Raw genomic sequence first — 26107 nt, forward strand, 5'->3', positions numbered from 1 at the left:
AGCACAGCGTGTTCTCGGGTGCCTCATGCGCGCACGGAGCGAAGCGAGTACGGGCATGAGTGTTCTGGTCGTGGGCATCTCCCACAAGTCCGCCCCGGTCTCGCTGCTCGAGCGGGTCGCGCTCGACAACGACGGCGTGCGCAAGCTGATCGACGACGTCGCCGCCTGCGAGCACGTCACCGAGGCGACGGTCATCGCGACGTGCAACCGGCTGGAGATCTACGCCGACGTCGACCGCTTCCACGGCTCGGTCGAGGAGGTCTCGCGGCTGCTCGTCGAGCGCGCCGGCGAGTCCACCGAGGCGATGCTGCCGCACCTCTACGTCCACTACGACGACGGCGCGGTCTCCCACCTCTTCCAGGTCGTCGCCGGTCTGGACTCGATGGCGCTCGGCGAGGGCCAGATCCTCGGCCAGACCCGGGACGCGCTCAGCACCGGCCAGGAGACCGGCACCGCCGGCCCGGCCCTCAACGTGCTGTTCCAGCAGGCCCTCCGGGTCGGCAAGCGCGCCCGCGCCGAGACGGACATCGACCGCGCGGCGCCGTCGCTCGTGACCGCCGCGCTCGACCGCAGCCACCACGCCGTCGGCGACGTGGCCGGCAAGCGCGTCCTGGTGCTCGGCGCGGGCGCGATGGCCGGCCTGGCCACCGCCACCGTCGCCCGCCGCGGCGCGGCCAGCGTCACGGTCGCCAACCGGACGGCCGGCAACGCCGACCGCCTGGCGGGCGAGTACGGCGCCCGCGCGGCCGCCCTCGCCGACGTCGAGGCCGAGCTCGCCGTCGCCGACGTCGTCCTCTCCTGCACCGGCTCCACCGGCGTCGTCGTGACCCGCGAGATGGTCGAGTCCGCCGTCGCCGGCGGCCGCACGCTCTCGATCATCGACCTCGCGCTCCCGCACGACGTCGACCCGAGCGTCGCCGAGCTGCCCGGCGTCACGCTGATCAACCTCGCCGAGCTCGCCGAGGAACTGCGCGACTCCGATGCCGGCCGCGAGGTGCTCGAGGTCCGCCGGATCGTCAGCCAGGAGGTCGCGGCGTTCCTCGCCGCCCGCCGCCAGGCCAGCGTCACCCCGACCGTCGTCGCACTGCGCTCGATGGCCACCTCGGTCGTCGACGCCGAGATGGAGCGGCTCGCGGGCCGCCTCCCCGACCTCGACGACGCCACCCGCGCCGAGGTGCTGCACACGGTGCGCCGGGTCGCCGACAAGCTGCTCCACCAGCCGACCGTCCGGGTCAAGGAGCTCGCCAACGAGACCGGTGCGGTGTCCTACGCCGCCGCGCTGGCCGAGCTGTTCGCGCTCGACCCCGACGCCGTCGACGCCGTGACCCGACCGGAGGTGTCATGACCATCCGGATCGGCACCCGCGCCTCGGTCCTCGCCACCACCCAGTCCGGGCTGGTCGGCGAGCTGATCGCCGAGCGCCTCGGCCACGACGTCGAGCTGGTCGAGATCGCCACCGAGGGCGACCGCAGCCAGGCCGCCGGCACCCCGCTCGCGGGGGCGTCGTCGACCGGTGTGTTCGTGAACGCGCTGCGCGACGCGCTGCGCGACGGCCGCGTCGACGTCGCCGTCCACTCGCTCAAGGACCTTCCGACCTACCCGGCCGAGGGCATCGCGCTGGCCGCGATCCCGGGCCGCGAGGACCCGCGCGACGTCGTGGTCGCCCGCGACGGCCTGACGCTCGGCGAGCTGCCGGTCGGCAGCCGCGTCGGCACCGGCTCGCCGCGGCGCGCGGCCCAGCTGCACGCGCTCGGCCTCGGTTTGGACGTCGTCGGCGTTCGTGGGAACGTCGACACCCGGATCGGCAAGGTCCGCTCCGGTGAGTACGACGCCGTCGTGCTCGCGCGGGCCGGGCTGGCCCGCATCGGTCGCCTCGACGAGGCGACCGAGGTGCTCGACCCGCTGCAGGTCCTCCCCGCCCCCGGGCAGGGTGCGCTGGCGGTCGAGTGCCGTGCCGACGACGAGCTCCTCGGGGAGCTCGTGACGCTGGACGACCCGCACGCGAGGGCGGCCGTCGAGGCGGAGCGCGCGGTCCTCGCCACCCTCGAGGGCGGCTGCTCGGCCCCGATCGGGGCGCTGGCGGAGGTCGTCGAGGGCGAGGAGGGCGAGGAGCTCTGGGTGCGGGCCGTGGCCCTGTCGCTCGACGGGGCGCTCGCCGTACGGATGTCGGCCACCGGGGTCCTCGCCGACGCGGTCGGCGTCGGGACCCGGCTGGCCAAGGAGATGCTCGCCGACGGGGCAGCAGATCTCACGATGGAAACGGACAAGAGGCACAACGCATGACGCGAGGCAAGACCATCACCCCGGGCCGGGTGTCGTTCGTCGGCAGCGGTCCCGGCGACCCGGACCTGCTCACGGTCCGCGCCGTCGACCTGATCAGCCAGGCCGAGGTCGTGATCACCGAGCTCCCCGAGCACGCGGACCTGGTGCACGCCGTCTGCGGCGCGACCGAGGGCGGCCCGGAGCTCGTCGACGGCGGCTTCGGCGAGGACGGCCAGCCGCTGACCCACGCCGCCCGCGCCAAGGTCGTCGTCAAGCAGGCCAAGCGCGGTGTCCGCGTCGTCCGCCTGATGTCCGGCGACCCGTTCCTCTACGCCTCGGGCCCCGAAGAGGCGCAGGCCTGCGTCAAGGCGGGCATCGGCTTCGAGATCGTCCCCGGCGTCTCCTCGGTGAGCGCGGTCCCGGCGTACGCCGGCATCCCGCTGACGACCAAGGACCACCGCGAGGTCGCCGTCGTCACCTGCGGCGACAAGGTCGACTGGAGCCAGTACGCCGACAAGCGCACGCTCGTCCTGCTCTCGGCCGTCGGCCAGATCGGTGACATCGCCAAGGCGCTGGTCGCGGCCGGCCGGCCCGCCACCACCCCGGTCGCGATGACCCGGGTCGGCACCACCACGGAGCAGACCACGGTCGCCTCCACGCTCGAGCGGATCGCCGCCGACGCGCGCGCCGCCCGGATGGCGCCGCCGGCCGTCACGGTCGTCGGAGACGTGGTCGACCTGCGCGAGACGCTGTCGTGGTTCGAGACCAAGCCGCTGTTCGGCTGGCGTGTCCTGGTGCCGCGCACCAAGGACCAGGCCGGCTCGGTGTCGACGCGCCTGCGCACCTACGGCGCCGTCCCGGACGAGGTCCCGACGATCTCGGTCGAGCCGCCGCGCAACCCGCAGCAGATGGACAAGGCCGTCCGCGGCCTGGTCGAGGGCCGCTACGAGTGGATCGCGTTCACCTCGGTCAACGCCGTCCGCGCCGTCCGCGAGAAGTTCGAGGAGTACGGCCTCGACGCCCGCGCGTTCTCCGGCCTGAAGATCGCCGCGGTCGGCGACAAGACCGCCCAGGCGATCGCCGACTGGGGCCTGCGCGCCGACCTGGTGCCCTCCGGCGAGCAGTCCGCCGCCGGCCTGCTCGAGGACTGGCCCGAGTACGACGAGATGCTCGACCCGATCAACCGGGTCTTCCTGCCCCGCGCCGACATCGCGACCGAGAACCTCGTCGCCGGCCTGATCGACCTCGGCTGGGAGTGCGACGACGTCACGGCGTACCGCACCGTCCGGGCCGCGCCGCCGCCGGCCCCGACCCGCGACGCGATCAAGACCGGCAAGTTCGACGCGGTCGTGTTCACGTCGTCCTCGACCGTGCGCAACCTGGTCGGCATCGCCGGCAAGCCGCACCCGGCGACGATCATCGCCGTGATCGGCCCCGCCACCGCGAAGACCGCCGAGGAGCACGGCCTGCGGGTCGACGTGCTGTCGCCCAAGCCGGACGTCGAGGCCCTGGTCGACGCGCTCGCCGACTTCGGCGCCGCGCGCCGGATCGCCATGGTCGAGGCCGGCCAGCCGGTCACGAAGCCGTCGGACCGCAAGCCGTCGGCCCGCCGGAAGGCCAGCACCTCCCGATGACCACGTCGCCCGGCGATCTCGGTCCGACCATCCGTCCGCGGCGCCTGCGGACCACTCCGGCGCTGCGGCGGATGGTCGCCGAGACGTCGGTCGAGGCCCGGCAGCTGGTGCTGCCGGTGTTCGTCCGTGAGGGGCTCACCGAGCCGCAGCCGATCGGCTCGATGCCGGGCGTCGTCCAGCACTCGCGCGACTCGCTCAAGGCGGCCGCCGCCGAGGCGGCCGAGCTCGGGCTCGGCGGGATCATGCTCTTCGGGATCCCGGAGTCCAAGGACGAGCTCGGATCCGGCGCGTGCGACCCGCGCGGCATCCTCAACGTCGGCATCGCCGACGTCGTCGGCGAGGTCGGCGACGCGCTCACGGTGATGAGCGACCTGTGCCTCGACGAGTTCACCGCGCACGGCCACTGCGGCGTGCTGACGCCGGACGGCCGGGTCGACAACGACCGCACGCTGGCGGCGTACGCCGACATGGCGGTCGCGCAGGCCCGGGCCGGCGTTCACATGGTCGGTCCCAGCGGGATGATGGACGGCCAGGTCGCCGTGGTCCGGGCCGCGCTCGACGACGCCGGGTTCAGCGACGTCTCGGTGCTGGCCTACTCCGCGAAGTACGCCTCCGCCTTCTTCGGCCCGTTCCGCGAGGCCGTCGACTCCTCGCTCCAGGGCGACCGCCGCACCTACCAGCAGGACCCCGCCAACGCCCTGGAGGGCGTCCGGGAGGCGCTGCTCGACGTCGAGCAGGGCGCCGACCTGGTGATGGTCAAGCCGGCCCTGGGCTACCTCGACGTGCTGCGGCAGGTCCGCGACGCCGTCGACGTGCCGGTCGCGGCGTACAACGTCTCCGGCGAGTACGCCATGCTCGAGGCCGCCGCCGCTAACGGCTGGATCGACCGCGAACCGGCCATCCTCGAGACGCTGCTCTCGATCCGGCGCGCGGGTGCGGACGTCGTCCTCACCTACTGGGCGGCCGAGGCCGCTCGCCTGCTCGCGCGCTGAGGGTCTCGGCTGCCGGCAGCCGAAACCCCGGCAGGACCGATCAGCGGCGCGTGTAGTCGTCCACGCAGCGGTCGAACGGGTCGTCGTCGCGCAGGATGTTGTCGACGTAGCCCTCGAGCGTGCACTGCGCGACCGCTTGGGCGTGCGTGAGCAGCTCGTCGACGGGCTCGACCGAGGTCGAGGGGAGCGGGGGCAGCGTCGGGACCGGGAGGCCGTGGCCGCCGCCGACGGTGCTGCCATCACCGCCCGGGTTCGAGGGCGGGGTGGGCTCCTCGGCCGGCGGCTCGTCGGGCTGCGCGTCGGGCTGCTCGGCGCCGTCGTCGGTGCCGGCGTTGCCACCCGGGTTGGGGTGCTTCGGGGGCTTCGTCCCGCCGTGCTGCTGCGGCGCCGGTTCGCTCGGCAGGAGGTAGCCGGCGGACGTGGTGCCGTTCGGGACCGAGGTGAACTCGCCCTCGAGGTAGGCGTTGTAGATCGACATCACCAGGTCGACGTAGGACGAGCTGTGGTTGTAGCGGTAGACCGAGGCGCGCTGGCCGGAGACCGAGGAGAGGTCGTCGTCGCCCGAGCAGAGGTAGACCGCGGTCGCGAGCGCCGCGTCGTCGATGTCCTGGGGGTTACGCTCGCCGTCGCCGTCGGCGTCGACCCCGACGACCGACCAGGTCGAGGGGATGAACTGCATGGGGCCGATCGCGCGGTCGTACTTCGCGTCGTCGTCGTACTGGCCGGCGTCGGTGTCGGTGATGCGCATGGTGCCGTTGGAGCCGTCGAGCGCGATGCCGTAGATGCCCGGCTGCGCGACGCCGTCGGCGTCGAGGCTGTTGCCGTTGGTGCGGCCGTGATCGGACTCCACGCGGCCGATCGCCGCGACCAGCTGCCAGGACAGGTTGCAGGACTTGTCGGCGGCGTTGATGACGGACTCGGCGCGCTGGTAGGCGGCCAGGGCGGCCGCCGGGATGCCGCTGGTCGACGCGGTGGCGATGGCCCGGGCCGTCTGGCCGCCGACGCCGGGGGCGACGCCGCCGGAGGCGGAGACGCTGGCGGGGGCCTCGATGGCCTCAGTGGGGACGGCGGTGCCGTCGGGGAGACGGTGCACGGGGTCGGAGTCCGCGCTCGCACTGCTGGCCCCTGCGCCGGCGATGCTCGCGGTCCAGGCGGCGCTCAGCACCGCCAGGGGGACGATCGCCATGGCCTTCTGGCCACGTCCGAATCGGGTCTTCGACATCTCCGCAACGCTCCCTTGTCCAGCAACGAACGCGTGTCCCTCGTCACGCTGTGCCCGGTCCAACGAGAAAGTTACCCACGGGTTACGGGGTTTCTGCGCTCGGTGTCTGGGGCCGCCGTTCACGAGACGTTGGATACCCGTCTCCATGACGGTGAAACCTGTTCCACGGTGGCCTGCGCCACGTCCGTCAAGCCGACGCGCCCCCTCGGCGACGGCCGGTTGGGTCTCTCGGGGACAATGGGCCGGTGCCCGCAGCCCCCGACCGCTCCCGCGCGCTCTTCGAGCGTGCCCGCACGGTGACCCCGGGTGGCGTGAACTCCCCGGTGCGGGCCTTCAACGCCGTCGGCGGCACCCCGCGCTTCATCCGTTCCGCCTCGGGCGCGTGGCTGACCGACGTCGACGGCAACGAGTACGTCGACCTCATCTGCTCGTGGGGACCGATGCTGCTCGGCCATGCGCACCCCGAGGTGCAGGCCGCGGTCGCGGCAGCGGTCGCCCGCGGTACGTCCTACGGCACCCCGACCGAGCCCGAGGTCGAGCTGGCCGAGGAGATCGTCGCCCGCGCGCCGGTCGAGAAGGTCCGCTTCGTCTCCTCCGGCACCGAGGCCACCATGTCGGCCATCCGGCTGGCCCGCGGGTTCACCGGCCGCGAGGTCGTGGTGAAGTTCGCCGGCTGCTACCACGGTCACGTCGACGCGCTGCTCGCCTCGGCCGGCAGCGGCCTGGCGACGTTCGCGCTGCCGGGTACGCCGGGCGTGCCGGAGTCGTCCACCGCGCTGACCCTCGTGCTGCCCTACAACGACCGCGCCGCCGTCGAGACGGCCTTCGCCGAGCACGGCGACCGGATCGCCTGCCTCATCACCGAGGCCGCGCCGGGCAACATGGGCGTCGTCCCGCCCGAGCCGGGCTTCAACCGGTTCCTGGCCGAGACGTGCCGCAGGCACGGCGCGCTGTTCGTCAGCGACGAGGTCATGACCGGCTTCCGCGCCTCCCGCCTGGGCCAGTGGGGCCTCGACGGCGCGGGGGAGGGCTGGCGCCCGGACCTGGTCACCTTCGGCAAGGTCATGGGCGGCGGCTTCCCGGCCGCGGCCTTCGGCGGCCGCGCCGACGTGATGGGCCACCTGGCTCCCGAGGGCCCGGTCTACCAGGCCGGCACGCTCTCGGGGAACCCGATCGCCACCACCGCCGGCCTCACCACCCTCCGGCTCGCGACCGATGACGTCTACGCCCACGTCAACGCGGCCGCCGACACGATCAAGACCGCCGCGTCCGACGAGCTCAGCAAGGCCGGCGTCGCGCACGTCGTGCAGGCGACCGGCACGATGTTCTCGATCTTCCTCACCGACCGGCCCGTCCGCGACTTCGAGGACGCCTCGACCACGGACCAGCGCGCCTACGGCGCCTACTTCCACGCGATGCTCGACCGCGGCGTCTACCTGCCGCCGTCGGCGTACGAGGCGTGGTTCCTGTCCTCCGCCCACGACGAGCGCGCCGTGCAGACGGTGCTCGATGCCCTGCCCCACGCCGCGCGTGCCGCGGCTGCCGCCCAGGAGAGCGCGTGACCACTCCCGACACGATCGTCCACCTGCTGCGCCACGGCGAGGTCCACAACCCGGCGGGGGTCCTCTACGGCCGCCGCGACGGGTTCCACCTCTCCGAGCTCGGCACCCAGATGGCCGAGAAGGTCGCGGAGACGATCAAGGACCGCGACATCACCCATCTGCGGGTCTCGCCGCTCGAGCGCGCGCAGGAGACCGCCCGGCCGCTGGCCGATGCCCGTGGCCTGGAGATCGTCACCGACGACCGGGTGATCGAGTCCACCAACAAGTTCGAGGGCATCAACTTCAGCGAGGGCGCGATGACGATCGTCAAGCGCCCGCGACTGTGGCGCCACCTCTGGAACCCGTTCCGTCCCTCGTGGGGCGAGCCGAGCCGCGAGATCATCGCCCGCATGATGGCCGCGGTGCGCGACGCCCGCGAGGCCGCGGAGGGCCACGAGGCCGTGATCGTGTCGCACCAGCTGCCGATCTGGACCACGCGCCTGCACGTCGAGGGACGCCACCAGCTGCACCACCCGCGCAGCCGTCAGTGCACGCTGTGCTCCCTGACCTCGCTGCACTTCGTCGGTGACCGGATCACCCAGGTGAGCTACTCCGAGCCCGCCGGCGACCTGATCCCGGTCAAGGACCGCACGGCGCCGTTCTCGGCCGGTGGCGCGCCCGAGGAGAAGCGGCCCTGACCATGCGGAACATCCTGGGTGCGATGGTCGCCGCGACGCTCCTCCTGACCGGCTGCACCTCGCTCGAGGGCACCGGCGACAAGGGGTTCGTCAGCGGCGACGGCACCGTGCACGTCGTGCAGGCGGCCGACCGGGGCGGCCCGATCGAGCTGAGCGGCGAGGACCTCGACGGCGAGCCGCTCGACCTCGCCGACCTGCGCGGCAAGCCGACCGTCGTCACGGTCTGGGGCTCGTGGTGCGGCCCGTGCGTGGCCGAGGCGCCCGACGTCGTCGCCGCGGCGAAGCAGCTCGACGGCATCGCCCACTTCGTCGGCGTCAACCTGCGCGACGCCTCGACCGCGGAGGCGCTGGCCTTCGAGCGCAAGTACGACGTGCCGTACCCGTCGTTCTACTCGCCCGACGGCCAGGCCATGCTGGCGTTCCCGGGCACGCTCGGCCCGCGCACGATCCCGGCCTTCGTGGTGCTCGACGACGAGGGCCGGATCGCGGCCAGCATCATCGGCAAGCTGCCGTCCACGCAGACGCTCGTCGACCTGGTCGAGGACGTGTCCGGAACCACCGATGGCTGAGTGGTTCCAGGAGACGGCGTACTCCGGCTCCCTCCTCCTCGCTGTGCCCGTCGCCCTGGTCGCGGGCCTGGTGTCGTTCTTCTCCCCGTGCGTGATCCCGCTGCTGCCCGGCTACCTCTCCTACGCGACCGGGCTCTCGGGCGCCGACCTCGCGAACGGTGTCGCCGGCACGCGGCGCGGCCGGATGTTCCTCGGCTCCCTGCTGTTCGTCGCCGGCTTCGCCACGGTCTTCGTGATCCTCGGGACCGCCACCGGCGCGCTCGGCTCCTGGCTGGTCCGCTGGGACCGTGAGCTCGCGATCGTGCTCGGGATCGTGACGATCCTGCTCGGGCTCGCGTTCGCCGGCTGGCTCCCCGGCCTGAACCGGGAGTGGCGGGTGCACAAGGTCCCCGCGGTCGGCCTCGGCGCCGCGCCCGTCCTGGGCTTCCTCTTCGGCCTCGGCTGGACGCCGTGCATCGGCCCGACCCTCGCGGCGATCAGCTTCCTCGCGCTGACCGAGGGCACCGCCGCGCGCGGCGCCTTCCTGTCCGCGGTCTACGCGCTCGGCCTGGGCCTGCCGTTCATCGTGGCCGGCCTGGCCTATGAGAAGGCGCTCTCGGCGCTCAGTTGGGTGCGCCGCCACCAGGTCGCGGTCATGCGCGCCGGCGGGCTGATGCTGGTCGGCGTCGGCATCCTGCTGCTCACCGGCTGGTGGGCCGAGGCGGTCACCTGGCTCCAGGTGCACCTCATCCTCGGGACGGAGACCGCGATATGACGACCTCGCTCTCCACGCGTCCGCCCGAGGACGACCGCCGGCCCGGCGAGCTCACCCTCCGTGAGCTCCTCCGGTGGACCTGGCGCCAGCTCACCTCGATGCGCACGGCGCTCATCCTGCTGCTCCTGCTCGCGCTCGCCGCGATCCCGGGGTCGATCATCCCGCAGGAGGGGGTCGACGCCCTGGAGACGTCGAACTGGCAGGGCGACCACCCGAAGCTCACGCCGATCTACGAGCGGCTCGGGCTGTTCTCGGTCTACGACTCGCCGTGGTTCTCGGCGATCTACATCCTGCTGATGGTCTCGCTGATCGGCTGCATCGTGCCGCGGACCTTCCACTACTGGCGCGGCCTGCGCGCCCAGCCGCCCGCGGCGCCGCGCCACCTGACCCGGCTGCCCGAGCACGCGACGTACACGACCGCGGAGGCGCCCGAGGCCGTGCTCGAGCGCGCGCGGGCGGTGCTCAAGCGCCGTCGCTACCGGCTGCTCGTCGCCGACTCCCCGGACGGGGGGGCCGTCTCCGCGGAGCGCGGCTACCTGCGCGAGGCCGGCAACCTGGTCTTCCACCTGTCGGTGCTGGTGGTCCTGGTCGGCTTCGCCATCGGTGGGCTGTTCGGCTACAAGGGCGGCGTGATCCTGCTCGTCGGCGACGAGTACGGCTTCGCGAACAACCTCACGCAGTACGACGACTTCGACCCCGGCAGCCTGTTCGGCGCCGACGAGATGGAGCCGTTCTCCTTCCAGATCGACGACTTCGAGGTCGACTGGCTGACCGACGGCCCGCGCGCCGGCATGGCGCGGGGCTTCGTCTCCCACCTGCTCTACCGCGAGGCGCCCGACGCCGAGCCGCAGGAGTACGACCTCAAGGTCAACCACCCGCTGACCATCGGCGACACCGACGTCTTCCTCATCGGCCACGGCTACGCGCCGATCATCACCATCCGCGATGCCTCCGGCGAGAAGGTGAAGAGCGGTCCGACGGTCTTCCTGCCGCTCGACCAGTCGTTCCAGTCCGTGGGCGTGGTCAAGGCGCCGTCGGCCGAGCCGACCCAGATCGGGCTCGAGGGCGAGTTCTACCCGACCGTCGCGTTCTCCCGGCAGACCGGCAGCTACTACTCGCTGCTGGGCAAGGACGTCGACCCGATGGTCTCGCTGCTCGTCTACACCGGTGACCTCAACATGGACCAGCCGCAGTCGGTCTACTCCCTCGACAAGTCGTCGGTGAACATGCTGACGAAGAAGAACGGGACGCCGTACCGCATCGACCTGCGGCCCGGTGAGTCCGTCGACCTGCCGAACGACCTGGGCTCGGTGTCCTTCGACGGGCTCGAGCGCTGGAACAAGATCCAGATCAGCCAGACACCCGGCAAGTGGATCGCGCTGGCGGGCGTCGTGCTCGCGCTGATCGGCCTGCTGGGGTCGCTGTTCATCCGCCCCCGCCGCATCTGGGTTCGTGCCCGTCGGGACGGGGACGGCACACTGGTCGAGGTGGCCGCGCTCGACCGGTCCGGTGGCGGCGACGTCTCCGCCGTCGTCGACCAGGTCGTGGCCGCCCTGCAGCAGCCGCCGCAGCAACGAGAGGACAAGTCGTGACCGACATGCAGTGGGAGAGCCTGAGCAACTGGTCCGTCGCGGCCGCGGGCACGGTCTACTTCCTCGCCCTGCTGGCCCACCTCGTCGAGTGGGCGTCGCTGCGCCACGTCCCGGCGGCCGCCGCCTCGGCCACGGTCGCGGCCGGCAACGTCGTGGTGGCCACCGGCCCGGAGAACGCCGAGGAGCGGGCGGTACGCCGGACCGACTTCCTGGGCCGGCTCGGCTACCTGCTCATCTGCCTCGCCGGCGTCATCCATCTCGTCGCGCTGGTCGCGCGGGGCATGGCCGCGGACCCGAACCGGGTGCCCTGGGGCAACATGTACGAGTTCACGCTCGCCGGCACCTGGGTGGTCGCGTTCCTGTACGTCGCGCTGTACCGCCGGCTCAAGCTCGCGTGGATGGCGCCGATCGTCGTCGCCTTCGTGCTGAGCGTCCTCATGGTCGCCGTGATCTGGCTGTACTCGCCGGTCGCGCCGCTGACCGAGGCGCTGTCGTCGTACTGGCTGGTGATCCACGTGGTCTCGGCGATCATCGCCACCGGCGCGTTCACCCTCGGCGGCATCACCTCCGCGCTCTACCTGGTGAAGTCGCGCAAGCCCGACACGACGACCGGCTACGTCGCCCGGCTGCCCAAGCCCGAGGTGCTCGACCGGGTGTCCTACCGGCTGCACGCCTTCGGCTTCCCGGTGTGGACCTTCGCGGTGCTCATCACCGGCCCGATCTGGGCGCACCAGGCCTGGTCGTCGTACTGGAGCTGGGACCCCAAGGAGGTCTGGGCGTTCATCACCTGGGTCGTCTACGCGGCCTACCTCCACGCCCGCACGACGGCCGGCTGGAAGGGCCGCAACGCCGCCATCCTCGCCCTCATCGGCATGGGGACGCTGTGGTTCAACTTCATCGGGATCAACTACTTCTCGACGTCGAGCCAGCACTCGTACGCCGGCGGCGCCCCCGAGCTGGTGACCGTCCAGACCCACCGTTGAGTTGGGCCCCCCTCGCCGTTGAGTTGGGCGAAAGTGCCCACTGAGTGGGGCGAAGCTCCCGGGGCTGCGGGAGTTAGGCCCGACTCGGGGGTGAGCAGGGCCCAACTCGACGACGCGGGCTAGGCCTCCGGGTCCTCCGGGTGCTTGCGCTTGCGGTCGAGGTCGCGGAGGAAGTCGGGGTCGTCGTCGGGGCCGATGACGCGCGGCGGCTGCTGCTTCGGCGCCGGCCGGCGGGGTGGGGCAGGTGCGATGCCGCGCCGCTGGATCGCGCGCGTGACCAGGTAGACGGCGACCGCGATCAGGATCACGACCAGGAGGAACTTCAGCACCCCTCCAGAGTAGGCACCGGGTGGTCACGCCTACCCTGAGTTCCGTGAAGGAGTTCTGGATCTACACCGCCTTGCGACTGCTGCTGTTCCTCGCGTCCTTCGGGATCGTCGTCGGGTTGTGGTTCCTCGTCGCCGACGAGGTGCCGGTCCTGTACGCGCTCGTCATCGCGCTGGTGATAAGCGGCGTCGGCTCCTACTTCCTCCTCGGCATCCCGCGCGAGCGGCTGGCCCGGCGGGTGCAGCTCCGCGCCGAGCGGATGACCTCGAGGATGGAGGAGATGAAGTCCAAGGAGGACCGGGACTAGTCCTCGGTTCTCCGAGCTGGGGGTGCCGGCCGACTCATCACGGTAGGCAGGTGAACCAACACTCCCCGCGGTGGGTATGCCACGGGAAGCGCGGACTCGACCACCTACCGTGATGAATCGGCAGCAGCGCTGCAGCCCTCAGCGGCAGACGACCAGCGCCGCGGCGACGAGGACCGCCCAGAGCAGCTCGGCCAGGCCGGTCTCCTGGAGGACCGGGACGAGCGCGGGGCCGACCGCGCCGGAGAGCACCGTGCGGGTGGCGGGCAGCGCGAGCGCGAGGAAGCCGAGGCCGATCAGCGCGCACCAGGACGTGACGACCGCGACCGCGACGACCGCGGCGGCGGCGAGGACGACGAGCGCCGCGTAGAGGACGCGGGTACGGCGGTCGCCGAGCTGCACCGCCAGGGTCCGCTTCCCGGCGACGGTGTCGGTGGGGATGTCGCGCAGGTTGTTGGCGACCAGGATCGCGCAGGCGAGCGCGCCGACGCCGACGGCGGCGTACAGGGCGGCCCACTCCCAGGTCTCGGTCTGCACGTAGGTCGTACCGACGACGGCGACGAGCCCGAAGAACACGAACACCATGACCTCGCCGAGGCCCAGGTAGCCGTAGGGCTTCGAGCCGCCGGTGTAGAACCAGGCGGCGACCGCGGACACCAGGCCGACGAGCACGAGCCACCACGCGGTGGTCGCCGCGAGCACGATGCCGGCGACCCCCGCGACGCCGAAGGCCAGGAACGCGGCGCGCTTCACCGCGCCCGGCGTGGCCGCACCCGAGCCCACGAGGCGCATCGGGCCGACCCGGTCGGCGTCGGTGCCGCGGATGCCGTCGGAGTAGTCGTTGGCGTAGTTCACGGCGACCTGGAGCGCCAGCGACACCACCAGCGCGAGCAGCGCCTTCCACCAGACGACGGCGTCGACGTACGCCGCCACACCGGTGCCGGCGAGCACCGGGGACACCGCTGCGGGGAGGGTCCGGGGCCGGGCGCCGGCGAGCCACTGTGCGGGCCGAGGATGGGTGGTTGCCACGACCGGAGATTCAAGCACTCGGCGCCGGCGCTAGCCTCGGGCGGGTGGAGATCGAGCGGCTGGCGGCGTGGCTCGCCGCCGACGACCCGGAGCCGTGGGTCGTCGAGACCTCCGGCTCGACCGGCACACCGAAGCGGGTGCTGCTGCCGCGTGACGCCGTGCTGGCGTCGGTCCACGCCAGCGCCCGGCGGCTCGGCGCGAGCGGCCGCTGGCTGCTGGCGCTCCCGCCGTCGTACGTCGCCGGCCTCCAGGTGATCTGCCGCTCGCTGGTCGCGGGCCACGAGCCGGTGGTGCTCGGCGACGACCCCGGCGACTTCGCGGCGGCCGCGCGTGAGGCCGACTTCGTCTCGCTGGTGCCGACCCAGCTGCACCGGCTCCTCGACACCGACGCCGCGGCGCTCGCGAGCTTCCACACCGTGCTGCTCGGCGGCGGCCCGATCGACCCCGCCCTGCGTCGTCGCGCCGAGGACGCAGGTGTCCACGTGGTCGCGACGTACGGCTCGGCGGAGACCGCCGGCGGCTGCGTCTACGACGGCCACCCGCTCGACGGCGTCGCCGTCGCGCTCGAGCTCGACGGCCGGATCCGGATCGGCGGGCCCACCCTGTTCGCCGGGTACGCCGGCGAGCCCGACCGGACGGCCGAGGTGCTCGTCGACGGCTGGTTCCGCACCTCCGACGCCGGCCGGCTCGACGAGGACGGCCGGCTGCACGTGCTGGGCCGGGTCGACGACATGGTCGTGACCGGCGGCGTGAACGTGCCCGCCGGTGCCGTCGCCGCGCGCCTGCGCGAGCACGACGCGGTCGAGGCGGCGGAGGTGCTCGGCGTGCCCGACGCGGAGTGGGGCAACCGGGTCGTGGCCTTCGTCGTGGGGCCGCTCGGCCTCGCCGAGGCGCGCGACTGGGTGGCCGCGACCCACCCCCGGTCCTGGGCCCCGCGGCAGCTCGTCGCGCTCGACGCGATCCCGCTGCTGGGCAACGGCAAGCCCGACCGGCTCGCGCTCGGGGAGATGGTGTGAGGGTCTACAGCCTGCCGATGCGCACGCGCTTCCGCGGCATCACCGTCCGCGAGGGCGTCCTCCTGCGGGGCGAGGCCGGCTGGGGCGAGTGGAGCCCGTTCCTCGAGTACGACGCCGAGGTGGCCGAGCCCTGGCTGCGCTGCGCCGAGGAGGCCGCCGCCGGCGACTGGCCGGCCGCCCGGCGCGCGAGCGTCCCGGTCAACGTCACCGTCCCCGCGGTCGAGGCCGACCGCGCGCACGCGATCGTCACCAACGGCGGCTGCCGCACCGCCAAGGTCAAGGTCGCCGAGCCCGGGCAGTCGCCCGCCGACGACGAGGCCCGGCTCGAGGCCGTCCGCGACGCGATCGGCCCGGACGGCCGGATCCGCATCGACGTCAACGGCCTGTGGGACCTCGACACCGCCCTCGCCCGCATCCCCGTGCTCGACCGCGCCGCCGGCGGGCTGGAGTACGTCGAGCAGCCGTGCGCGAGCGTCGAGGAGCTCGCCGCGGTGCGCCGGGCGCTCGACGTGCCGGTCGCGGCCGACGAGTCGATCCGCCGAGCGGCCGACCCCTACCGGGTGCGAGACCTCGAGGCGGCAGACGTCGCCGTCCTCAAGGTGCAGCCGCTCGGCGGCGTACGCGCCTGCCTGCGGATCGCCGAGGACATCGGGCTGCCGGTGGTGGTGTCGTCCGCGCTGGAGACCAGCGTCGGCATCGCGGCGGGGGTGGCGCTGGCGGCGGCCCTGCCCGAGCTGCCCTACGCGTGCGGCCTCGCGACCGTGCAGCTGCTCGAGCGCGACGTCGTCACCGAGCCGCTGCTCCCGGTCGACGGCGCGCTGCCGGTGCGGGTGCCCGTCGTCGACGAGTCGCTGGTCGCCGCCGACCCGGACCGGGTCGCGCTCTGGGAGGCCCGCCTCGCCGCGGTCCGCGCCGTGCGGCAGGATCGACGCCCGTGAGCTCCACCCAGCTGGCCCGCCGGGTCGTCACCGCCCTGGTCGAGGCCGGCGTCACCGAGATCGTGGTCGCGCCCGGGTCGCGCAACGCCCCCCTCTCCTTCGCGGCGTACGACGCCGCCACGGCCGGACTCGTCCGGCTGCACACGCGGATCGACGAGCGCACGGCCGGCTTCCTGGCGCTCGGGCTCTCGCGCAACCACCGCCGCGCCGCGGTGATCTGCACGTCCGGCACCGGCGTCGCGAACCTCCACCCCGCCGTGCTCGAGGCCGCCCACGCCGACGTCGACCTGGTCGTCGTCACCGCCGACCGGCCGGCTCGCCTGCGCGGCACCAGCGCGAACCAGACGACCGACCAGGTCGGCATCTTCGGGCCGCTGGTCGCGACCCAGGACGCGACCGGGGACCTCGAGCTCCGCACCACCGGGCCCGTGCACGTGAACGTGCCGCTCGACGACCCGCTGGTGCCCGAGGACCGCTGGACGCCCGCCGTCACTCCCGGCGAGCCCACCCGGCGGCTGCGATCGGCCGTGCACGTGACGATCCCCGTCGGGCCGCGCACGGTCGTGGTCGCGGGCGACGACGCCGGCCCGCCGGCACGGGTCCTCGCCGAGCGCGCGGGCTGGCCGCTCCTGGCGGAGCCGTCCAGCGGCTCCCGCACCGGCGAGAACGCCGTCCGCACGTATCGCCTCCTGCTCGGCACCGAGCTCGGGGACCGGGTCGAGCGGGTCGTGGTCTGTGGCCACCCGACGCTGTCGCGCCCGGTCAGCCGGCTGCTCGCGCGCGCGGACGTGCGGGTCATCGACACCCCGGCGTACGGCGTCTGGCACGACCGGCCGTTCCCGGTCGACGAGCGACTCGTGGTGGTGCCGTCGGTCGAGGCGCCCGACGATCCGGCGTGGCTCGCGGCGTGGCACGCGGCCGACCGGTCGGTCTCGCGCCAGCTCGACGCGCTGCTCGCGGCTGAGCCGGACCTGACCCCCCACGAGGTCGCCGGCGCCGTCGCGCGCGCGCTGCCGGAGGGCGGCCTGCTCGTGGTCGGCGCGTCCAGCCCGATCCGCGACCTGGACCTGATGGTGCCGCGCTACCGCGTCGGCGCCCGGCGCAAGGTGGTCGCCAACCGCGGCCTGGCCGGCATCGACGGCACGGTCTCGACCGCCGTCGGCGCCGCGCTGGCGCGCCCGGACAGCACCCGCGCGCTCGCGCTGATGGGCGACGTGACGTTCCTCCACGACGCCAACGGGCTGGTCATCGGTCCCGGCGAGCCCGTGCCCGACCTGACGATCGTGGTCGTCAACGACGACGGCGGCTCGATCTTCACCATGCTCGAGCAGGGCGCGGGGGAGTACGCCGAGCAGTACGAGCGCCTCTTCGGCACCCCGCACGGGGTGGACCTGGCGTCGCTGTGCGCCGCCACGCGGACGCCGCACCTGCGCGTCACCAGCCTGCCCGAGCTCGAGCAGGCCCTCGCCAGCCCCAACGGGGGTGTCGAGGTCGTCGAGGTCGCGGTCCGCCGCGACAACCGCCGCGAGCTGGACGAGCGGATCCGGGGCTTGCGGCCGTAGGACAATGAGCGGGTGCACGTGGCCCTCTTCCTGGTCTCGCTCGCCGTCGGGGTCCTGACGGGGGTCGTGGTCGCCCGCTGGCTCGGCATCCCGGCGCCGCTGGTCCTGGTCGTCGCGGGCGTGTGTGCCTCGTTCCTGCCGTTCGTGCCGCAGGTGCACCTCGAGCCCGAGGTGGTGCTGCTCGGCCTGCTGCCGCCGCTGCTCTACTCGGCCGCCATCACCTCGTCGCTGGTCGACTTCAACGTCCATCGCCGGGCGATCCTCGCGCTGTCGGTCGGCGCCGTGCTCTTCACCACCGCCGGCGTCGGCGTGGTCGTCCACGTGCTGGTGCCCGAGGTCTCGTGGCCGATCGCGTTCGCGCTCGGGGCCGTCGTCGCTCCGCCCGACGCGGTCGCGGCCACCGCGATCGGGCGCACCATCGGTCTCCCACGCCGGGTCGTGACCATCCTCGAGGGCGAGTCGCTCTTCAACGACGCGACCGCCCTCGTGGCGCTGCGGACCGCGATCGCCGCGGCCGGAGTCGGGGTCGAGGCCTGGGAGGTCGGACTCGACTTCGTCGTCGCCGCCGGGGGCGGCATCCTGATCGGACTCGCCGCCGTGCTGCTGGTGAGCAGGCTGCGCCGCCGGATCACCGACCCGGTGCTCGACGTGGGTCTGTCGCTGGTGATCCCGTTCGCCTGCTTCCTCCTCGCCGAGGAGGTCCACGCGTCCGGCGTGGTCGCGGTCGTGGTCGCCGGCCTGCTCCTGGGCCACAAGGCCCCGATCCTCCAGACCGCCCAGTCGCGCATCGCGGAGCGGATCAACTGGCGCACGATCGCCTTCCTCCTCGAGAACACCGTCTTCGCGCTGATCGGTCTCCAGGCGCAGTGGCTCTTCCAGGACCTCGCGGACAGCGACCTGTCCGGCGGCCGGATCGCCGCCGTCTGCCTGGCCACGCTCGCCGCGTGCATCGTGCTGCGCCTCATCTGGGTCTTCGTCTCGCGCTGGATGCTCGTCCGCCCCGGCCCGGACCCGGCGACCGGCCAGCGGCCGCCGGCGGCCGAGACCTTCCTGGTCGGCTGGGCCGGCATGCGCGGGGTCGTGACGCTGGCCGCGGCCTTCCTCATCCCTCCGGGGACCCAGCACGTCGAGGTGCTCCTCATGGCGGCGTTCACCGTCGTGGCCGGCACGCTGCTCGTCCAGGGCCTGTCCCTGCCGATGATCGCGGGCCGCCTGGAGGTGCCCGCCCCCGACCCGCTCGACGACGCGCTCGCCCGCGCGACCCTGCTCCAGCAGGCCTCCAAGGCCGTGCTGGAGGAGCTCGACAAGATGGAGTACGACGACCACGCCGGTGTCGTCGACCTGATCCGCCAGCGACTGGACCAGCGCAACTTCGCCGCCTGGGAGCGGCTCAGCACCGTGCCGGACCAGGAGTCGCCGGCCGCTCTCTACTACCGGATCCGCAGCCGGCTCATCGACGCCGAGCGCCGCCGCATCCTCGAGATCCGCGACTCGGGCACCGTCCCCTCCGAGGTGGTCGTCGACGTGCTCGCCATGCTGGACGTCGAGGAGTCGATGCTCGACAGCGCCGAGGCCGAGCGCGACGACACCCAGTCCTACGCCCGCCGGAAGTGGTCGATCGGCGACCTGTGCGCCGACCTGGAGCACTACGGGAAGGTCGACGAGCCGCCGGGCACGTGCTGCCAGGACTGCCTCGACGAGGGCACGCGGTGGGTCTCGCTGCGCCGGTGCCTGGAGTGCGGCAAGGTCGCCTGCTGCGACTCCTCACCGCGCCAGCACGCCACCGCGCACTTCCACGACGAGCAGCACCCCGTCATGCAGTCCGCCGAGCCCGCCGAGGACTGGCGGTGGTGCTACGTGCACCACCTCACGGCCTGAGCAGGTCCTCCAGCGACCGCGGCGGGTGGCCGGCGACGCGCTCGACGTCGCCGGTGACCTCGGCGACCGAGCCGTCGCGGATAGCGGTGTATGTGCTGACCCACGCGTCGAGCTGCCACTGCTCGGCGCCGTACCGCTCGCGCCGCCAGGCGTACGCCGCCTCCTCGGTCTCGTTCTCGAAGCGGACGCCCGCGCGGTCGGCGATCTCGGCCAGCGTGAGCGCCTCCGGCCCGGTCAGCGTGTAGGTCGCGCCGGCGTGAGCGGCGGGGTCGCGCAGGACGGCCACCGCGACGTCCGCGACGTCGGCGCGCGCGACCGCGGCCACGCGTCCGTCGCCGGCCGGGCCGCGGATGACGCCCTCGGCATCCGCGAAGTGCGGCAGCAGGTCGAGGTAGAAGTTGTCCCGCAGCAGGGTGAACCCCAGGCCGCTCTCGCGGATCGCGGCCTCGGCGTCCCAGTGGTCGCGGCCGAGCGTGAACGTCGCGTCGGGGGCGGCACCGGCGAACGAGGTGTAGACGAGGTGCCGGACCCCCGCGTCGGCCGCGGCCCGGATGAACGTGCGGTGCTGGTCGCGCCGGTCGGCCGCCTCGGCCCCCGAGACCATGAACAGCGTGTCCGCGCCGGTGAGCGCGCCGACCGCCGCCTCGTGGTCGGCGTAGGTGCACTGCCGGACGTCGGTGTCGTAGTCGGGTGCCCGCGACGGGTCCCGCACCACCAGGCGCAGGTCGGTGCGCATGTCCTCGGCGAGCGCGCGGGCGACCAGTCCGCCCACGTGGCCGGTGGCCCCGGTGACGGCGATCATGACGACGGGGTGAAGCGGATCGGGAAGCTCACCGCTCCAGTGTTGCCCGACACCGGTAGCCACTCGCCCGGGCCGTCGGGGACCGCGTCCGGCATCCGCCGCGCGAGCAGCGGCAGCGCGACGGCCATGTCGGTGCGCGCGACGAAGTGCCCGAGGCAGTGGTGCACGCCGGCGCCGAAGCCGTGGTGTGGCGGCCGCTGCTGGGTGATGTCGAACGCCGGGTCCGGCATCGCGCTCGGGTCCGTGCCGGCGCTGTGCGACAGCATCTGCACGATGCCGCCGCGCGGGATGTGCAGGCCCTGGAACTCCACGTCCTCGAGCGCCTCGCGGGTCACCCACGTGACGGTCGGGTTGACCCGCATCACCTCCTCGACCGCGTTGGCGCCGAGGTCGGGCCGCTCGCCGAGGAGCCGCCACTGGTCGGGGTGCCTCAGCAGGGTCTGGACGGCGAGCCCGATCTGGTTGCGCGTGGTCTCCATGCCGGCGAAGGCCAGGAACACCAGCGCGACGCCGAGCTCGTGGTCGCTCAGCTGCTCGGCCTGGACGAGCGTCGTCACCAGGTCCTCGCGCGGGTGCTGCCGCCGGTCGGCGACCACCTCGTCGACGTACCCGTAGAGGCCGGTGAGCGCCGCCTCGATCCGCGGCACCTGGTTGCCGACGTCGATCGAGAACGACGCGCCGAGGTCGTCGGCCCACCGCGCCACCTGGTGCCAGTGGTCCTCGGGCAGGCCGAGGAGGAGGCAGATGATGCGGGCGGCGTACGGCTCGGCGAACTCCTCGATCAGCTCGACCGTGCCCCGGCTCGCGAAGCCGTCGATCAGCTCGTTCGCGAGCGCCTGGAACCGCGGCTGCATCGCCGCGATCGTCTTGTTGCGGAAGGCGGGCACCATCAGCCGGCGGATGCGCGCGTGGTCGTCGCCCTCGAGGCTGAGCAGCGTCTCCTGCCACCAGTCCGAGAAGAGCCCGGAGTGGATGCCGTTCTGGGCCGGCCAGCGGGCGTTGCCCTGGCGGAACCGCCGGTCGCGCAGCAGCGCGCTGACCTCGGCGTACCGGAGCACGGCCCAGCCCCAGTTGGTCTCGACGTACCAGCTGTCGTCGCGGGCCGCGTGCACCTCGGGGGAGGTCACGTCGAACGACGGGTCCGAGAGGTCGAAGTACGTCATGGTCGCACCATCCGGATCTCCCAGGCGCCGAGGTCGTCGTAGTGCTGGCGCGGGACGGCGGGGCGCAGCGTGGGGGTCACGGTGGCATCGTAGGGACATGCGGATCACCAAGTTCGGACATGCCTGCGTCCGGATCGAGCACGGCGGCACCACGGTCGTGGTCGACCCGGGCGTCTTCACCGATCCGGCCGCCGTGGCCGGCGCCGACGCCGTGCTGATCACCCACGAGCACCCCGACCACTACCTGCCCGACCACCTGCTCGCCGCGAAGGCGCCGGTCTTCACCATCGCCGCCGTGGCGTCGAGGATCCGGGACGAGGCGCCCGCGGTCCCGGTCACCGTGGTCGCGCCGGAGGAGACCTTCGACGTCGGCCTGCCGGTGCGGGCGGTGGGGGAGATGCACGCGGTGATCCACCCCGAGTTCGAGCGGATCACCAACAGCGGCTTCGTCCTGACGCTCGGAGACACGAAGGTCTACCACCCGGGCGACTCGCTGACCGAGCCCGGCGAGGCCGTCGACGTGCTGCTGGTCCCGTCGTCGGCGCCGTGGCTCAAGGCCTCCGAGGCGGTCGACTTCGCCCGCGCCGTGAAGGCCCCGCGGAACCTCGCGATCCACGACCGGATCTACACCGAGGCGGCCCACGGGATCCTCGAGCAGCACATGAACGCGTTCCTGCCGAACGAGGGCCTGTCGTACGTCCGCTTGGCCGACGGGCAGGATCTGTGACATGGCGATCTTCTGTGCGACCTACGAGTACGACCCCGACGCGACCGCGACCCTCGAGGAGGTGCGCCCGGCCCACCGCGACTGGCTGGCCGAGCAGCCGCAGCTCCTGGCCAGCGGCCCGACCGACGCCAACGGCGCCGTGCTCATCTGGGAGGGCGAGTCCGCGGCCGAGGTCGAGGCGATCCTCGACCAGGACCCGCTCCGCCCCGCGGGCGTGATCACCGAGCGCCGGGTCGTCGGCTGGCAGATCGCGCGGGGCCGCTGGCGCGGACCGCTGGGGCTCGAGTGATCAGTCCGCGGTGAGGGCGTCCCGCACCGGGACGAACTTCGCCTGCGCCTCGGCCAGCTCGGCCTCGGGGGCGGAGTCGGCGACGATGCCGCAGCCGGCGAAGAGCCGGACGGTGGCGCCGTCGACGCGGGCGGAGCGCAGGGCGATGCCCCACTCGCCGTCGCCGCTGGCGTCCATCCAGCCCACCGGGCCGGCGTAGCGGTCGCGGTCCATGCCCTCGATCTCGGCGATCAGGGCGGTGGCGGTGGCGGTCGGCGTGCCGCCCACCGCGGCCGAGGGGTGCAGGGCCTCGGCGAGCTGGAGCGAGGAGACCGTGGCCGCGTCGTGCACCACGCCGGCGACGTCGGTCGCCAGGTGCATGACGTTGGGCAGGTGCAGGACGAACGGCGCCTCGGGGACGTTCATCGAGGAGCAGTGCGGCTCGAGGGCGTCGGCGACCGAGCGCACGGCGTACTCGTGCTCCTCGAGGTCCTTCGACGAGCGGGCCAGGGTGGCGGCCAGGGCCAGGTCGCGGCCGTCGTCGCCGGTGCGCCGGATGGTGCCCGCGAGCACGCGGGAGGTGACCAGGCCGCGCTCGCGCCGGACGAGCATCTCGGGGGTGGCGCCGAACATGCCGTCGACGTGGAAGGTCCAGCACATCGGGTAGCCCTCGGCGAGGCGGCGCAGCGGCCAGCGGACGTCGACCGGCTCGTCGGCGGTGGCGACGAGGTCGCGGGCCAGCACGACCTTCTCCAGGTCGCCGCGGCTGATCCGGGCGACCGCGTCGGCCACGACGGACATCCACTGCTCCCCGTTGAGCGCGCCGTCGGCGAAGCTCACGCCGACCGGCGGAGCCGGGACGTCGGCGGGCTCGAGCGCCGGTGCGGGCACGTCGACGGTGGTCAGCCACGCGACGTCGCCGCGGCGGCCGACCACGACCTGCGGCACGACCAGCACGGAGTCACCGGGCTCGTCGGCGAAGGCGAAGGTGCCGAACGACACCAGGCCGGAGCCGGGCTCGGCGACCTCGTCGTGCACGGTCGCGCGAGCCGTGGTCTCGCGCCACCACTTGTCCGCATCGGCGAAGCGGGTCGCGCCATGGGTGCGGACCTCCGCCGCCACGCCCCAGCCGACCAGGCCGTCGCCGCGGCGCAGCCACGTGACCGGTCGGTCGCCGGGGACGAGGTCGAGGAGCCGCGTGGCCTCCTCGAGCTCGAGGCGGACGGTGCGGACGGTCAACGTCACGGGCCCGAGACTACCGACGGACCCGGCCGAGACCCGCCTCGGGCGGGCGGGTAGCGTCGCAGGACGTGAGCACGAGCACTTCCGCCCGCCGTACGTCGGGCCACGCGTCCACGATCGTCGGCGTCGTCGTCGGCGTCATCCTGCTGGGGCTGATGGCCGCGTTCGCGATCGGCCTTCCCAAGACGGCCGACGCCGAGGAGGCCGAGCCGCAGGTCGAGCTGAGCCTCCCTGACACGCTGCCGGGCGGCTACACCGCCGCCGACCTCGCCGACTCCTTCGCCGACGGCGAGCTCGCCGAGCAGGCCGACCAGATCGCCGAGCAGCAGGCGGAGAGCACGGAGTACGGCAACGAGGTGCTGCCCGAGGTGCTGGGCCACCCGGCGGTCACCCGCAGCTACGTCATCGACGGCTCGAAGGCCGTGTTCGTCCAGGTGTTCGCCGCGGAGGGCGGGGCGCTCGCGCCGAACTCGCTCACGGACCCCTCGACCACCGATGGCGGGGGCGGCCTGACCATGGAGAACGTCGACGGGGCCGCGTGCGTCCTCGGCTACGGCCAGAGCGAGGACGGCTCGCTCGGCGACCCGACCTCCACGCAGTGCCAGCTCTCCGAGGGCGGCCTGACCGTGCAGACGCAGTCCAACCAGGTCGGCGCCGAGGCGCTCGCCGAGCTCTCCCGCGAAATCCTCGCGGGCTACGACCAGTAGACGACGACCGCGTCGCCGACCTCGACCTCGTCGAAGAGCGCCGCGACGGTCTCGTGGTCGCGCACGTTGACGCAGCCGTGGGACGCCCCGGCGTAGCCCACCGCCGCGAAGTCGGGTGAGTAGTGCACGGCCTGGCCGCCGCTGAAGAACATCGCGAACGGCATCGACGAGCCGTAGAGCTTCGACACGTGGTCGCGGCTCTTGAGGTAGACGTGGAAGAGGCCCTCGCGGGTCGGCGTCGAGGCTGAGCCGAAGCGCACGTCGACGGTCCGCAGGACCTCCCCGTCGACGACCCAGCGCAGCGTCTGCGTGGTCTTGTCGACGCAGAGGACGCGTCCCGTGCGGCAGCGCGGGTCGAGGGCGCCCGGCTGGTTCTCGCGGTTGTGCAGCTCGGCGACCGTCGGGGCGGTGGTCATCGCGTGGAGCCGGTCGAGCGTGCGCTGGTCGACCTCGCCGGTCGCCGGCAGCCCCCGCTTGTCCTGGAAGCCGCGCACGGCCGCGGTCGTCACCTCACCGTACGTCCCGGTGACGTCGGTGTTGAACCAGTCGAGCTGCGCGAGCCGGGCCTGGAGGTCGCGGACGCCGGTGCCCCGGTCGCCCGGTGCGAGCAGCGGCTCGGGCTCGGGCGCGGGAGTCCGCGGCGGTGTGGGGGCCGGTGTGGGGGCCGGTGCGGGTGTCGGCGTTGGGGTCGGTGTCGCGGTGTCGACGCCGCCCGTGCCCGTCGCGGTCGGGCGAGGGGAGGGGCCGTCCTCGACCGCACCGGCGACGTAGGCGCCGGTGACGAGCAGCGCCGCCACGAGGACGACGGGGAGGAGGCGACGCAGGACGAGCATGGCGGCTCCCGGGGAAGGAGGAGGATCTGGACACGAGGGTGACGCCCGGGCGAGGCGTCTGGTTGCACGCGGACCGGCGTGCCCCGCCACCGTGACCAACCTGTGACGCGTGGCCGCGACCGGGGGCCCGCCGTGTGTCCCGCACCCCGCGCACGCACCTCGCCGCGTTGGCGTCGCTCGACGTACGACCCGGTATGCCGTCGCTCCGCCGCCTGGCGATGCACGCACGCGGAGCACGGGACACCCCCGGCGCGCCCCCGGCGGCAGCCACTAGCATCGGCGGGTGGTCCGCGCCGAGCTCGACAAGCAGCCGTCCGACGTCCGTTCGATGTTCGACGCCGTCGCGCGCCGCTACGACGTCACCAACGACGTGCTGTCGCTCGGCCAGGACCGGCGCTGGCGCAAGGCGGTGCTCGCGGCCGTCGACCCGCAGCCCGGGGACCGGGTCCTCGACCTCGCCGCCGGCACCGGCACCTCGAGCCAGCCGTTCGCCGACCGGGGCGCGAGCGTCATCCCGTGCGACTTCTCCGTCGGCATGCTCCAGGTCGGGAAGAAGGCGCGCCCGCACCTGCCGTTCACGGCCGGCGACGGCACCCAGCTGCCGTTCGCGGACGACACCTTCGACGCGGTCACGATCTCCTTCGGCCTGCGCAACATCGTCGACCCGGTCGCCGGCCTGCGCGAGATGCGCCGGGTCACCCGCCCCGGGGGCCGCCTGGTCGTCTGCGAGTTCAGCCACCCGACGTGGGCGCCGTTCCGCACCGTGTACGTCGAGTACCTCATGCGTGCTCTGCCCCCGGTCGCCCGCGCGCTCTCCTCCTCGCCGGACGCCTACGTCTACCTCGCCGAGTCGATCCGGGCCTGGCCCGACCAGGCCGGCCTGGCCGCGATGATCGAGGCGGCGGGCTGGCGCTCCCCGGAGTGGAGCAACCTCTCGGGCGGTGTCGTCGCCCTGCACCGCGCCACGAGCTGACGTTTCCGGCTGGCCGAGGCTCCGGCGTTGTGCCGGGGCGTGCCGGTGTCGGACATCGTGCTGGCGCGGTAGTCCCTGACGTTTGCGGGGT

Annotated in this window: 26 protein-coding genes; 19 read left to right on the forward strand and 7 right to left on the reverse strand. The window is 73.5% G+C overall.

Annotated features, from left to right (window positions below):
• Positions 1–55 precede the first annotated feature (55 nt).
• From ACYQ0U_RS08795 to hemB, 4 genes are read left to right on the forward strand one after another with little or no spacing between them, the layout of a single operon-like run.
• A complete protein-coding gene (locus tag ACYQ0U_RS08795) occupies positions 56–1345 on the forward strand; it encodes a glutamyl-tRNA reductase (RefSeq protein WP_459971722.1) in 1290 nt (429 codons plus the stop codon).
• The gene (gene hemC / locus ACYQ0U_RS08800) at positions 1342–2283 is read left to right on the forward strand and encodes a hydroxymethylbilane synthase (RefSeq protein ID WP_459971725.1); all 942 of its coding nucleotides are present in this window, start codon (positions 1342–1344) and stop codon (positions 2281–2283) included. The genes ACYQ0U_RS08795 and hemC overlap by 4 nt, the downstream gene beginning before the upstream one ends.
• Entirely contained in the window at positions 2280–3896 is a 1617-nt protein-coding gene (locus ACYQ0U_RS08805; RefSeq protein WP_459971728.1) for a bifunctional uroporphyrinogen-III C-methyltransferase/uroporphyrinogen-III synthase, read from the forward strand. Before hemC ends, ACYQ0U_RS08805 begins: the two co-directional genes overlap by 4 nt.
• Positions 3893–4888, forward strand: a complete 996-nt coding sequence (gene hemB / locus ACYQ0U_RS08810) for a porphobilinogen synthase (RefSeq protein ID WP_459971730.1) — start codon at positions 3893–3895, stop codon at positions 4886–4888. Before ACYQ0U_RS08805 ends, hemB begins: the two co-directional genes overlap by 4 nt.
• Before the next feature lie 40 nt (positions 4889–4928).
• On the opposite strand, the gene ACYQ0U_RS08815 is transcribed toward hemB, so the two are convergent.
• The gene (locus ACYQ0U_RS08815) at positions 4929–6110 is read right to left on the reverse strand and encodes a lytic transglycosylase domain-containing protein (RefSeq protein WP_459971732.1); all 1182 of its coding nucleotides are present in this window, start codon (positions 6108–6110) and stop codon (positions 4929–4931) included.
• A gap of 245 nt (positions 6111–6355) precedes the next feature.
• Here ACYQ0U_RS08815 and hemL point away from each other — a divergent pair, with 245 nt between their 5' ends.
• From hemL to ccsB, 6 genes are read left to right on the forward strand one after another with little or no spacing between them, the layout of a single operon-like run.
• Positions 6356–7672 carry a glutamate-1-semialdehyde 2,1-aminomutase gene (gene hemL, locus ACYQ0U_RS08820; protein ID WP_459971734.1) on the forward strand — a complete coding sequence of 439 codons (1317 nt, stop codon included), beginning with the start codon at positions 6356–6358 and terminating at the stop codon, positions 7670–7672.
• Positions 7669–8349 carry a histidine phosphatase family protein gene (locus tag ACYQ0U_RS08825; RefSeq protein ID WP_459971736.1) on the forward strand — a complete coding sequence of 227 codons (681 nt, stop codon included), beginning with the start codon at positions 7669–7671 and terminating at the stop codon, positions 8347–8349. The genes hemL and ACYQ0U_RS08825 overlap by 4 nt, the downstream gene beginning before the upstream one ends.
• A 2-nt stretch (positions 8350–8351) precedes the next feature.
• The gene (locus tag ACYQ0U_RS08830; RefSeq protein ID WP_459971738.1) at positions 8352–8918 is read left to right on the forward strand and encodes a TlpA family protein disulfide reductase; all 567 of its coding nucleotides are present in this window, start codon (positions 8352–8354) and stop codon (positions 8916–8918) included.
• Positions 8911–9672, forward strand: coding sequence for a cytochrome c biogenesis CcdA family protein (locus ACYQ0U_RS08835; protein ID WP_459971741.1), 762 nt, complete (start codon positions 8911–8913; stop codon positions 9670–9672). The genes ACYQ0U_RS08830 and ACYQ0U_RS08835 overlap by 8 nt, the downstream gene beginning before the upstream one ends.
• The gene (resB, locus tag ACYQ0U_RS08840) at positions 9669–11264 is read left to right on the forward strand and encodes a cytochrome c biogenesis protein ResB (RefSeq protein WP_459971744.1); all 1596 of its coding nucleotides are present in this window, start codon (positions 9669–9671) and stop codon (positions 11262–11264) included. Before ACYQ0U_RS08835 ends, resB begins: the two co-directional genes overlap by 4 nt.
• A gap of 5 nt (positions 11265–11269) precedes the next feature.
• Positions 11270–12247 (forward strand): c-type cytochrome biogenesis protein CcsB, encoded by a 978-nt coding sequence (gene ccsB / locus ACYQ0U_RS08845; RefSeq protein WP_459971867.1) that lies wholly within the window; start codon positions 11270–11272, stop codon positions 12245–12247.
• 119 nt (positions 12248–12366) lie between these two features.
• Here ccsB and ACYQ0U_RS08850 read toward each other — a convergent pair whose 3' ends face one another.
• Positions 12367–12576 (reverse strand): hypothetical protein, encoded by a 210-nt coding sequence (locus tag ACYQ0U_RS08850; RefSeq protein ID WP_459971746.1) that lies wholly within the window; start codon positions 12574–12576, stop codon positions 12367–12369.
• 44 nt (positions 12577–12620) lie between these two features.
• On the opposite strand from ACYQ0U_RS08850, the gene ACYQ0U_RS08855 reads away from it, so the two are divergent.
• Complete coding sequence (locus tag ACYQ0U_RS08855; protein WP_459971750.1) at positions 12621–12881, forward strand: DUF4229 domain-containing protein; 261 nt, start codon at positions 12621–12623, stop codon at positions 12879–12881.
• Positions 12882–13019: 138 nt separating this feature from the next.
• On the opposite strand, the gene ACYQ0U_RS08860 is transcribed toward ACYQ0U_RS08855, so the two are convergent.
• Complete coding sequence (locus ACYQ0U_RS08860; protein ID WP_459971752.1) at positions 13020–13907, reverse strand: 1,4-dihydroxy-2-naphthoate polyprenyltransferase; 888 nt, start codon at positions 13905–13907, stop codon at positions 13020–13022.
• A 44-nt stretch (positions 13908–13951) separates the two neighbouring features.
• Between ACYQ0U_RS08860 and ACYQ0U_RS08865 the strand changes: the two genes are divergently transcribed.
• The 4 genes from ACYQ0U_RS08865 to ACYQ0U_RS08880 are packed head-to-tail and all read left to right on the forward strand — an operon-like array spanning position 13952 to position 19301.
• Positions 13952–14923 carry an AMP-binding protein gene (locus tag ACYQ0U_RS08865; RefSeq protein WP_459971754.1) on the forward strand — a complete coding sequence of 324 codons (972 nt, stop codon included), beginning with the start codon at positions 13952–13954 and terminating at the stop codon, positions 14921–14923.
• Positions 14920–15861, forward strand: a complete 942-nt coding sequence (locus ACYQ0U_RS08870; protein WP_459971756.1) for an o-succinylbenzoate synthase — start codon at positions 14920–14922, stop codon at positions 15859–15861. The genes ACYQ0U_RS08865 and ACYQ0U_RS08870 overlap by 4 nt, the downstream gene beginning before the upstream one ends.
• The gene (gene menD / locus ACYQ0U_RS08875) at positions 15858–17423 is read left to right on the forward strand and encodes a 2-succinyl-5-enolpyruvyl-6-hydroxy-3-cyclohexene-1-carboxylate synthase (RefSeq protein WP_459971758.1); all 1566 of its coding nucleotides are present in this window, start codon (positions 15858–15860) and stop codon (positions 17421–17423) included. The genes ACYQ0U_RS08870 and menD overlap by 4 nt, the downstream gene beginning before the upstream one ends.
• Before the next feature lie 12 nt (positions 17424–17435).
• Entirely contained in the window at positions 17436–19301 is a 1866-nt protein-coding gene (locus ACYQ0U_RS08880) for a cation:proton antiporter domain-containing protein (RefSeq protein ID WP_459971760.1), read from the forward strand.
• Here ACYQ0U_RS08880 and ACYQ0U_RS08885 read toward each other — a convergent pair.
• Both ACYQ0U_RS08885 and ACYQ0U_RS08890 read right to left on the reverse strand, forming a co-directional pair.
• A complete protein-coding gene (locus tag ACYQ0U_RS08885; protein WP_459971762.1) occupies positions 19291–20103 on the reverse strand; it encodes an NAD(P)H-binding protein in 813 nt (270 codons plus the stop codon). The genes ACYQ0U_RS08880 and ACYQ0U_RS08885 overlap by 11 nt on opposite strands.
• Complete coding sequence (locus ACYQ0U_RS08890; RefSeq protein WP_459971764.1) at positions 20100–21266, reverse strand: cytochrome P450; 1167 nt, start codon at positions 21264–21266, stop codon at positions 20100–20102. The genes ACYQ0U_RS08885 and ACYQ0U_RS08890 overlap by 4 nt, the downstream gene beginning before the upstream one ends.
• Before the next feature lie 97 nt (positions 21267–21363).
• Here ACYQ0U_RS08890 and ACYQ0U_RS08895 point away from each other — a divergent pair, with 97 nt between their 5' ends.
• Both ACYQ0U_RS08895 and ACYQ0U_RS08900 read left to right on the forward strand, forming a co-directional pair.
• The gene (locus ACYQ0U_RS08895) at positions 21364–21993 is read left to right on the forward strand and encodes an MBL fold metallo-hydrolase (RefSeq protein WP_459971766.1); all 630 of its coding nucleotides are present in this window, start codon (positions 21364–21366) and stop codon (positions 21991–21993) included.
• 1 nt (position 21994) lies between these two features.
• Positions 21995–22282: a YciI family protein gene (locus ACYQ0U_RS08900; RefSeq protein ID WP_459971769.1), complete on the forward strand. Its 288-nt coding sequence runs from the start codon at positions 21995–21997 to the stop codon at positions 22280–22282.
• Here the strand turns inward: ACYQ0U_RS08900 and ACYQ0U_RS08905 are convergent, their stop codons facing one another.
• Positions 22283–23506, reverse strand: a complete 1224-nt coding sequence (locus tag ACYQ0U_RS08905; protein WP_459971771.1) for an isochorismate synthase — start codon at positions 23504–23506, stop codon at positions 22283–22285.
• Positions 23507–23571: 65 nt separating this feature from the next.
• On the opposite strand from ACYQ0U_RS08905, the gene ACYQ0U_RS08910 reads away from it, so the two are divergent.
• Positions 23572–24210: a hypothetical protein gene (locus ACYQ0U_RS08910; RefSeq protein WP_459971773.1), complete on the forward strand. Its 639-nt coding sequence runs from the start codon at positions 23572–23574 to the stop codon at positions 24208–24210.
• On the opposite strand, the gene ACYQ0U_RS08915 is transcribed toward ACYQ0U_RS08910, so the two are convergent.
• Positions 24198–25043, reverse strand: a complete 846-nt coding sequence (locus ACYQ0U_RS08915) for a L,D-transpeptidase family protein (RefSeq protein WP_459971775.1) — start codon at positions 25041–25043, stop codon at positions 24198–24200. The genes ACYQ0U_RS08910 and ACYQ0U_RS08915 overlap by 13 nt on opposite strands.
• A gap of 283 nt (positions 25044–25326) precedes the next feature.
• On the opposite strand from ACYQ0U_RS08915, the gene ACYQ0U_RS08920 reads away from it, so the two are divergent.
• On the forward strand, positions 25327–26016 hold the full coding sequence (locus ACYQ0U_RS08920; protein WP_459971777.1) for a demethylmenaquinone methyltransferase: 690 nt from the start codon (positions 25327–25329) through the stop codon (positions 26014–26016).
• Positions 26017–26107: the final 91 nt, after the last annotated feature.

The sequence above is a fragment of the Nocardioides pyridinolyticus genome (assembly GCF_054653575.1).

What these genes read in the sequence shown, in the direction of transcription:
- ACYQ0U_RS08900 (WP_459971769.1), top strand. Translation starts at nt 21,995, where the DNA reads ATGGCGATCTTCTGTGCGACCTACGAGTACGACCCCGACGCGACCGCG.
- hemB (WP_459971730.1), top strand. Translation starts at nt 3,893, where the DNA reads ATGACCACGTCGCCCGGCGATCTCGGTCCGACCATCCGTCCGCGGCGC.
- ACYQ0U_RS08890 (WP_459971764.1), bottom strand. Translation starts at nt 21,266, where the DNA reads ATGACGTACTTCGACCTCTCGGACCCGTCGTTCGACGTGACCTCCCCC.
- ACYQ0U_RS08895 (WP_459971766.1), top strand. Translation starts at nt 21,364, where the DNA reads ATGCGGATCACCAAGTTCGGACATGCCTGCGTCCGGATCGAGCACGGC.
- resB (WP_459971744.1), top strand. Translation starts at nt 9,669, where the DNA reads ATGACGACCTCGCTCTCCACGCGTCCGCCCGAGGACGACCGCCGGCCC.
- ACYQ0U_RS08805 (WP_459971728.1), top strand. Translation starts at nt 2,280, where the DNA reads ATGACGCGAGGCAAGACCATCACCCCGGGCCGGGTGTCGTTCGTCGGC.
- ACYQ0U_RS08885 (WP_459971762.1), bottom strand. Translation starts at nt 20,103, where the DNA reads ATGATCGCCGTCACCGGGGCCACCGGCCACGTGGGCGGACTGGTCGCC.
- ACYQ0U_RS08830 (WP_459971738.1), top strand. Translation starts at nt 8,352, where the DNA reads ATGCGGAACATCCTGGGTGCGATGGTCGCCGCGACGCTCCTCCTGACC.
- ACYQ0U_RS08795 (WP_459971722.1), top strand. Translation starts at nt 56, where the DNA reads ATGAGTGTTCTGGTCGTGGGCATCTCCCACAAGTCCGCCCCGGTCTCG.
- ACYQ0U_RS08815 (WP_459971732.1), bottom strand. Translation starts at nt 6,110, where the DNA reads ATGTCGAAGACCCGATTCGGACGTGGCCAGAAGGCCATGGCGATCGTC.
- ccsB (WP_459971867.1), top strand. Translation starts at nt 11,270, where the DNA reads ATGCAGTGGGAGAGCCTGAGCAACTGGTCCGTCGCGGCCGCGGGCACG.
- ACYQ0U_RS08915 (WP_459971775.1), bottom strand. Translation starts at nt 25,043, where the DNA reads ATGCTCGTCCTGCGTCGCCTCCTCCCCGTCGTCCTCGTGGCGGCGCTG.
- ACYQ0U_RS08835 (WP_459971741.1), top strand. Translation starts at nt 8,911, where the DNA reads ATGGCTGAGTGGTTCCAGGAGACGGCGTACTCCGGCTCCCTCCTCCTC.
- hemC (WP_459971725.1), top strand. Translation starts at nt 1,342, where the DNA reads ATGACCATCCGGATCGGCACCCGCGCCTCGGTCCTCGCCACCACCCAG.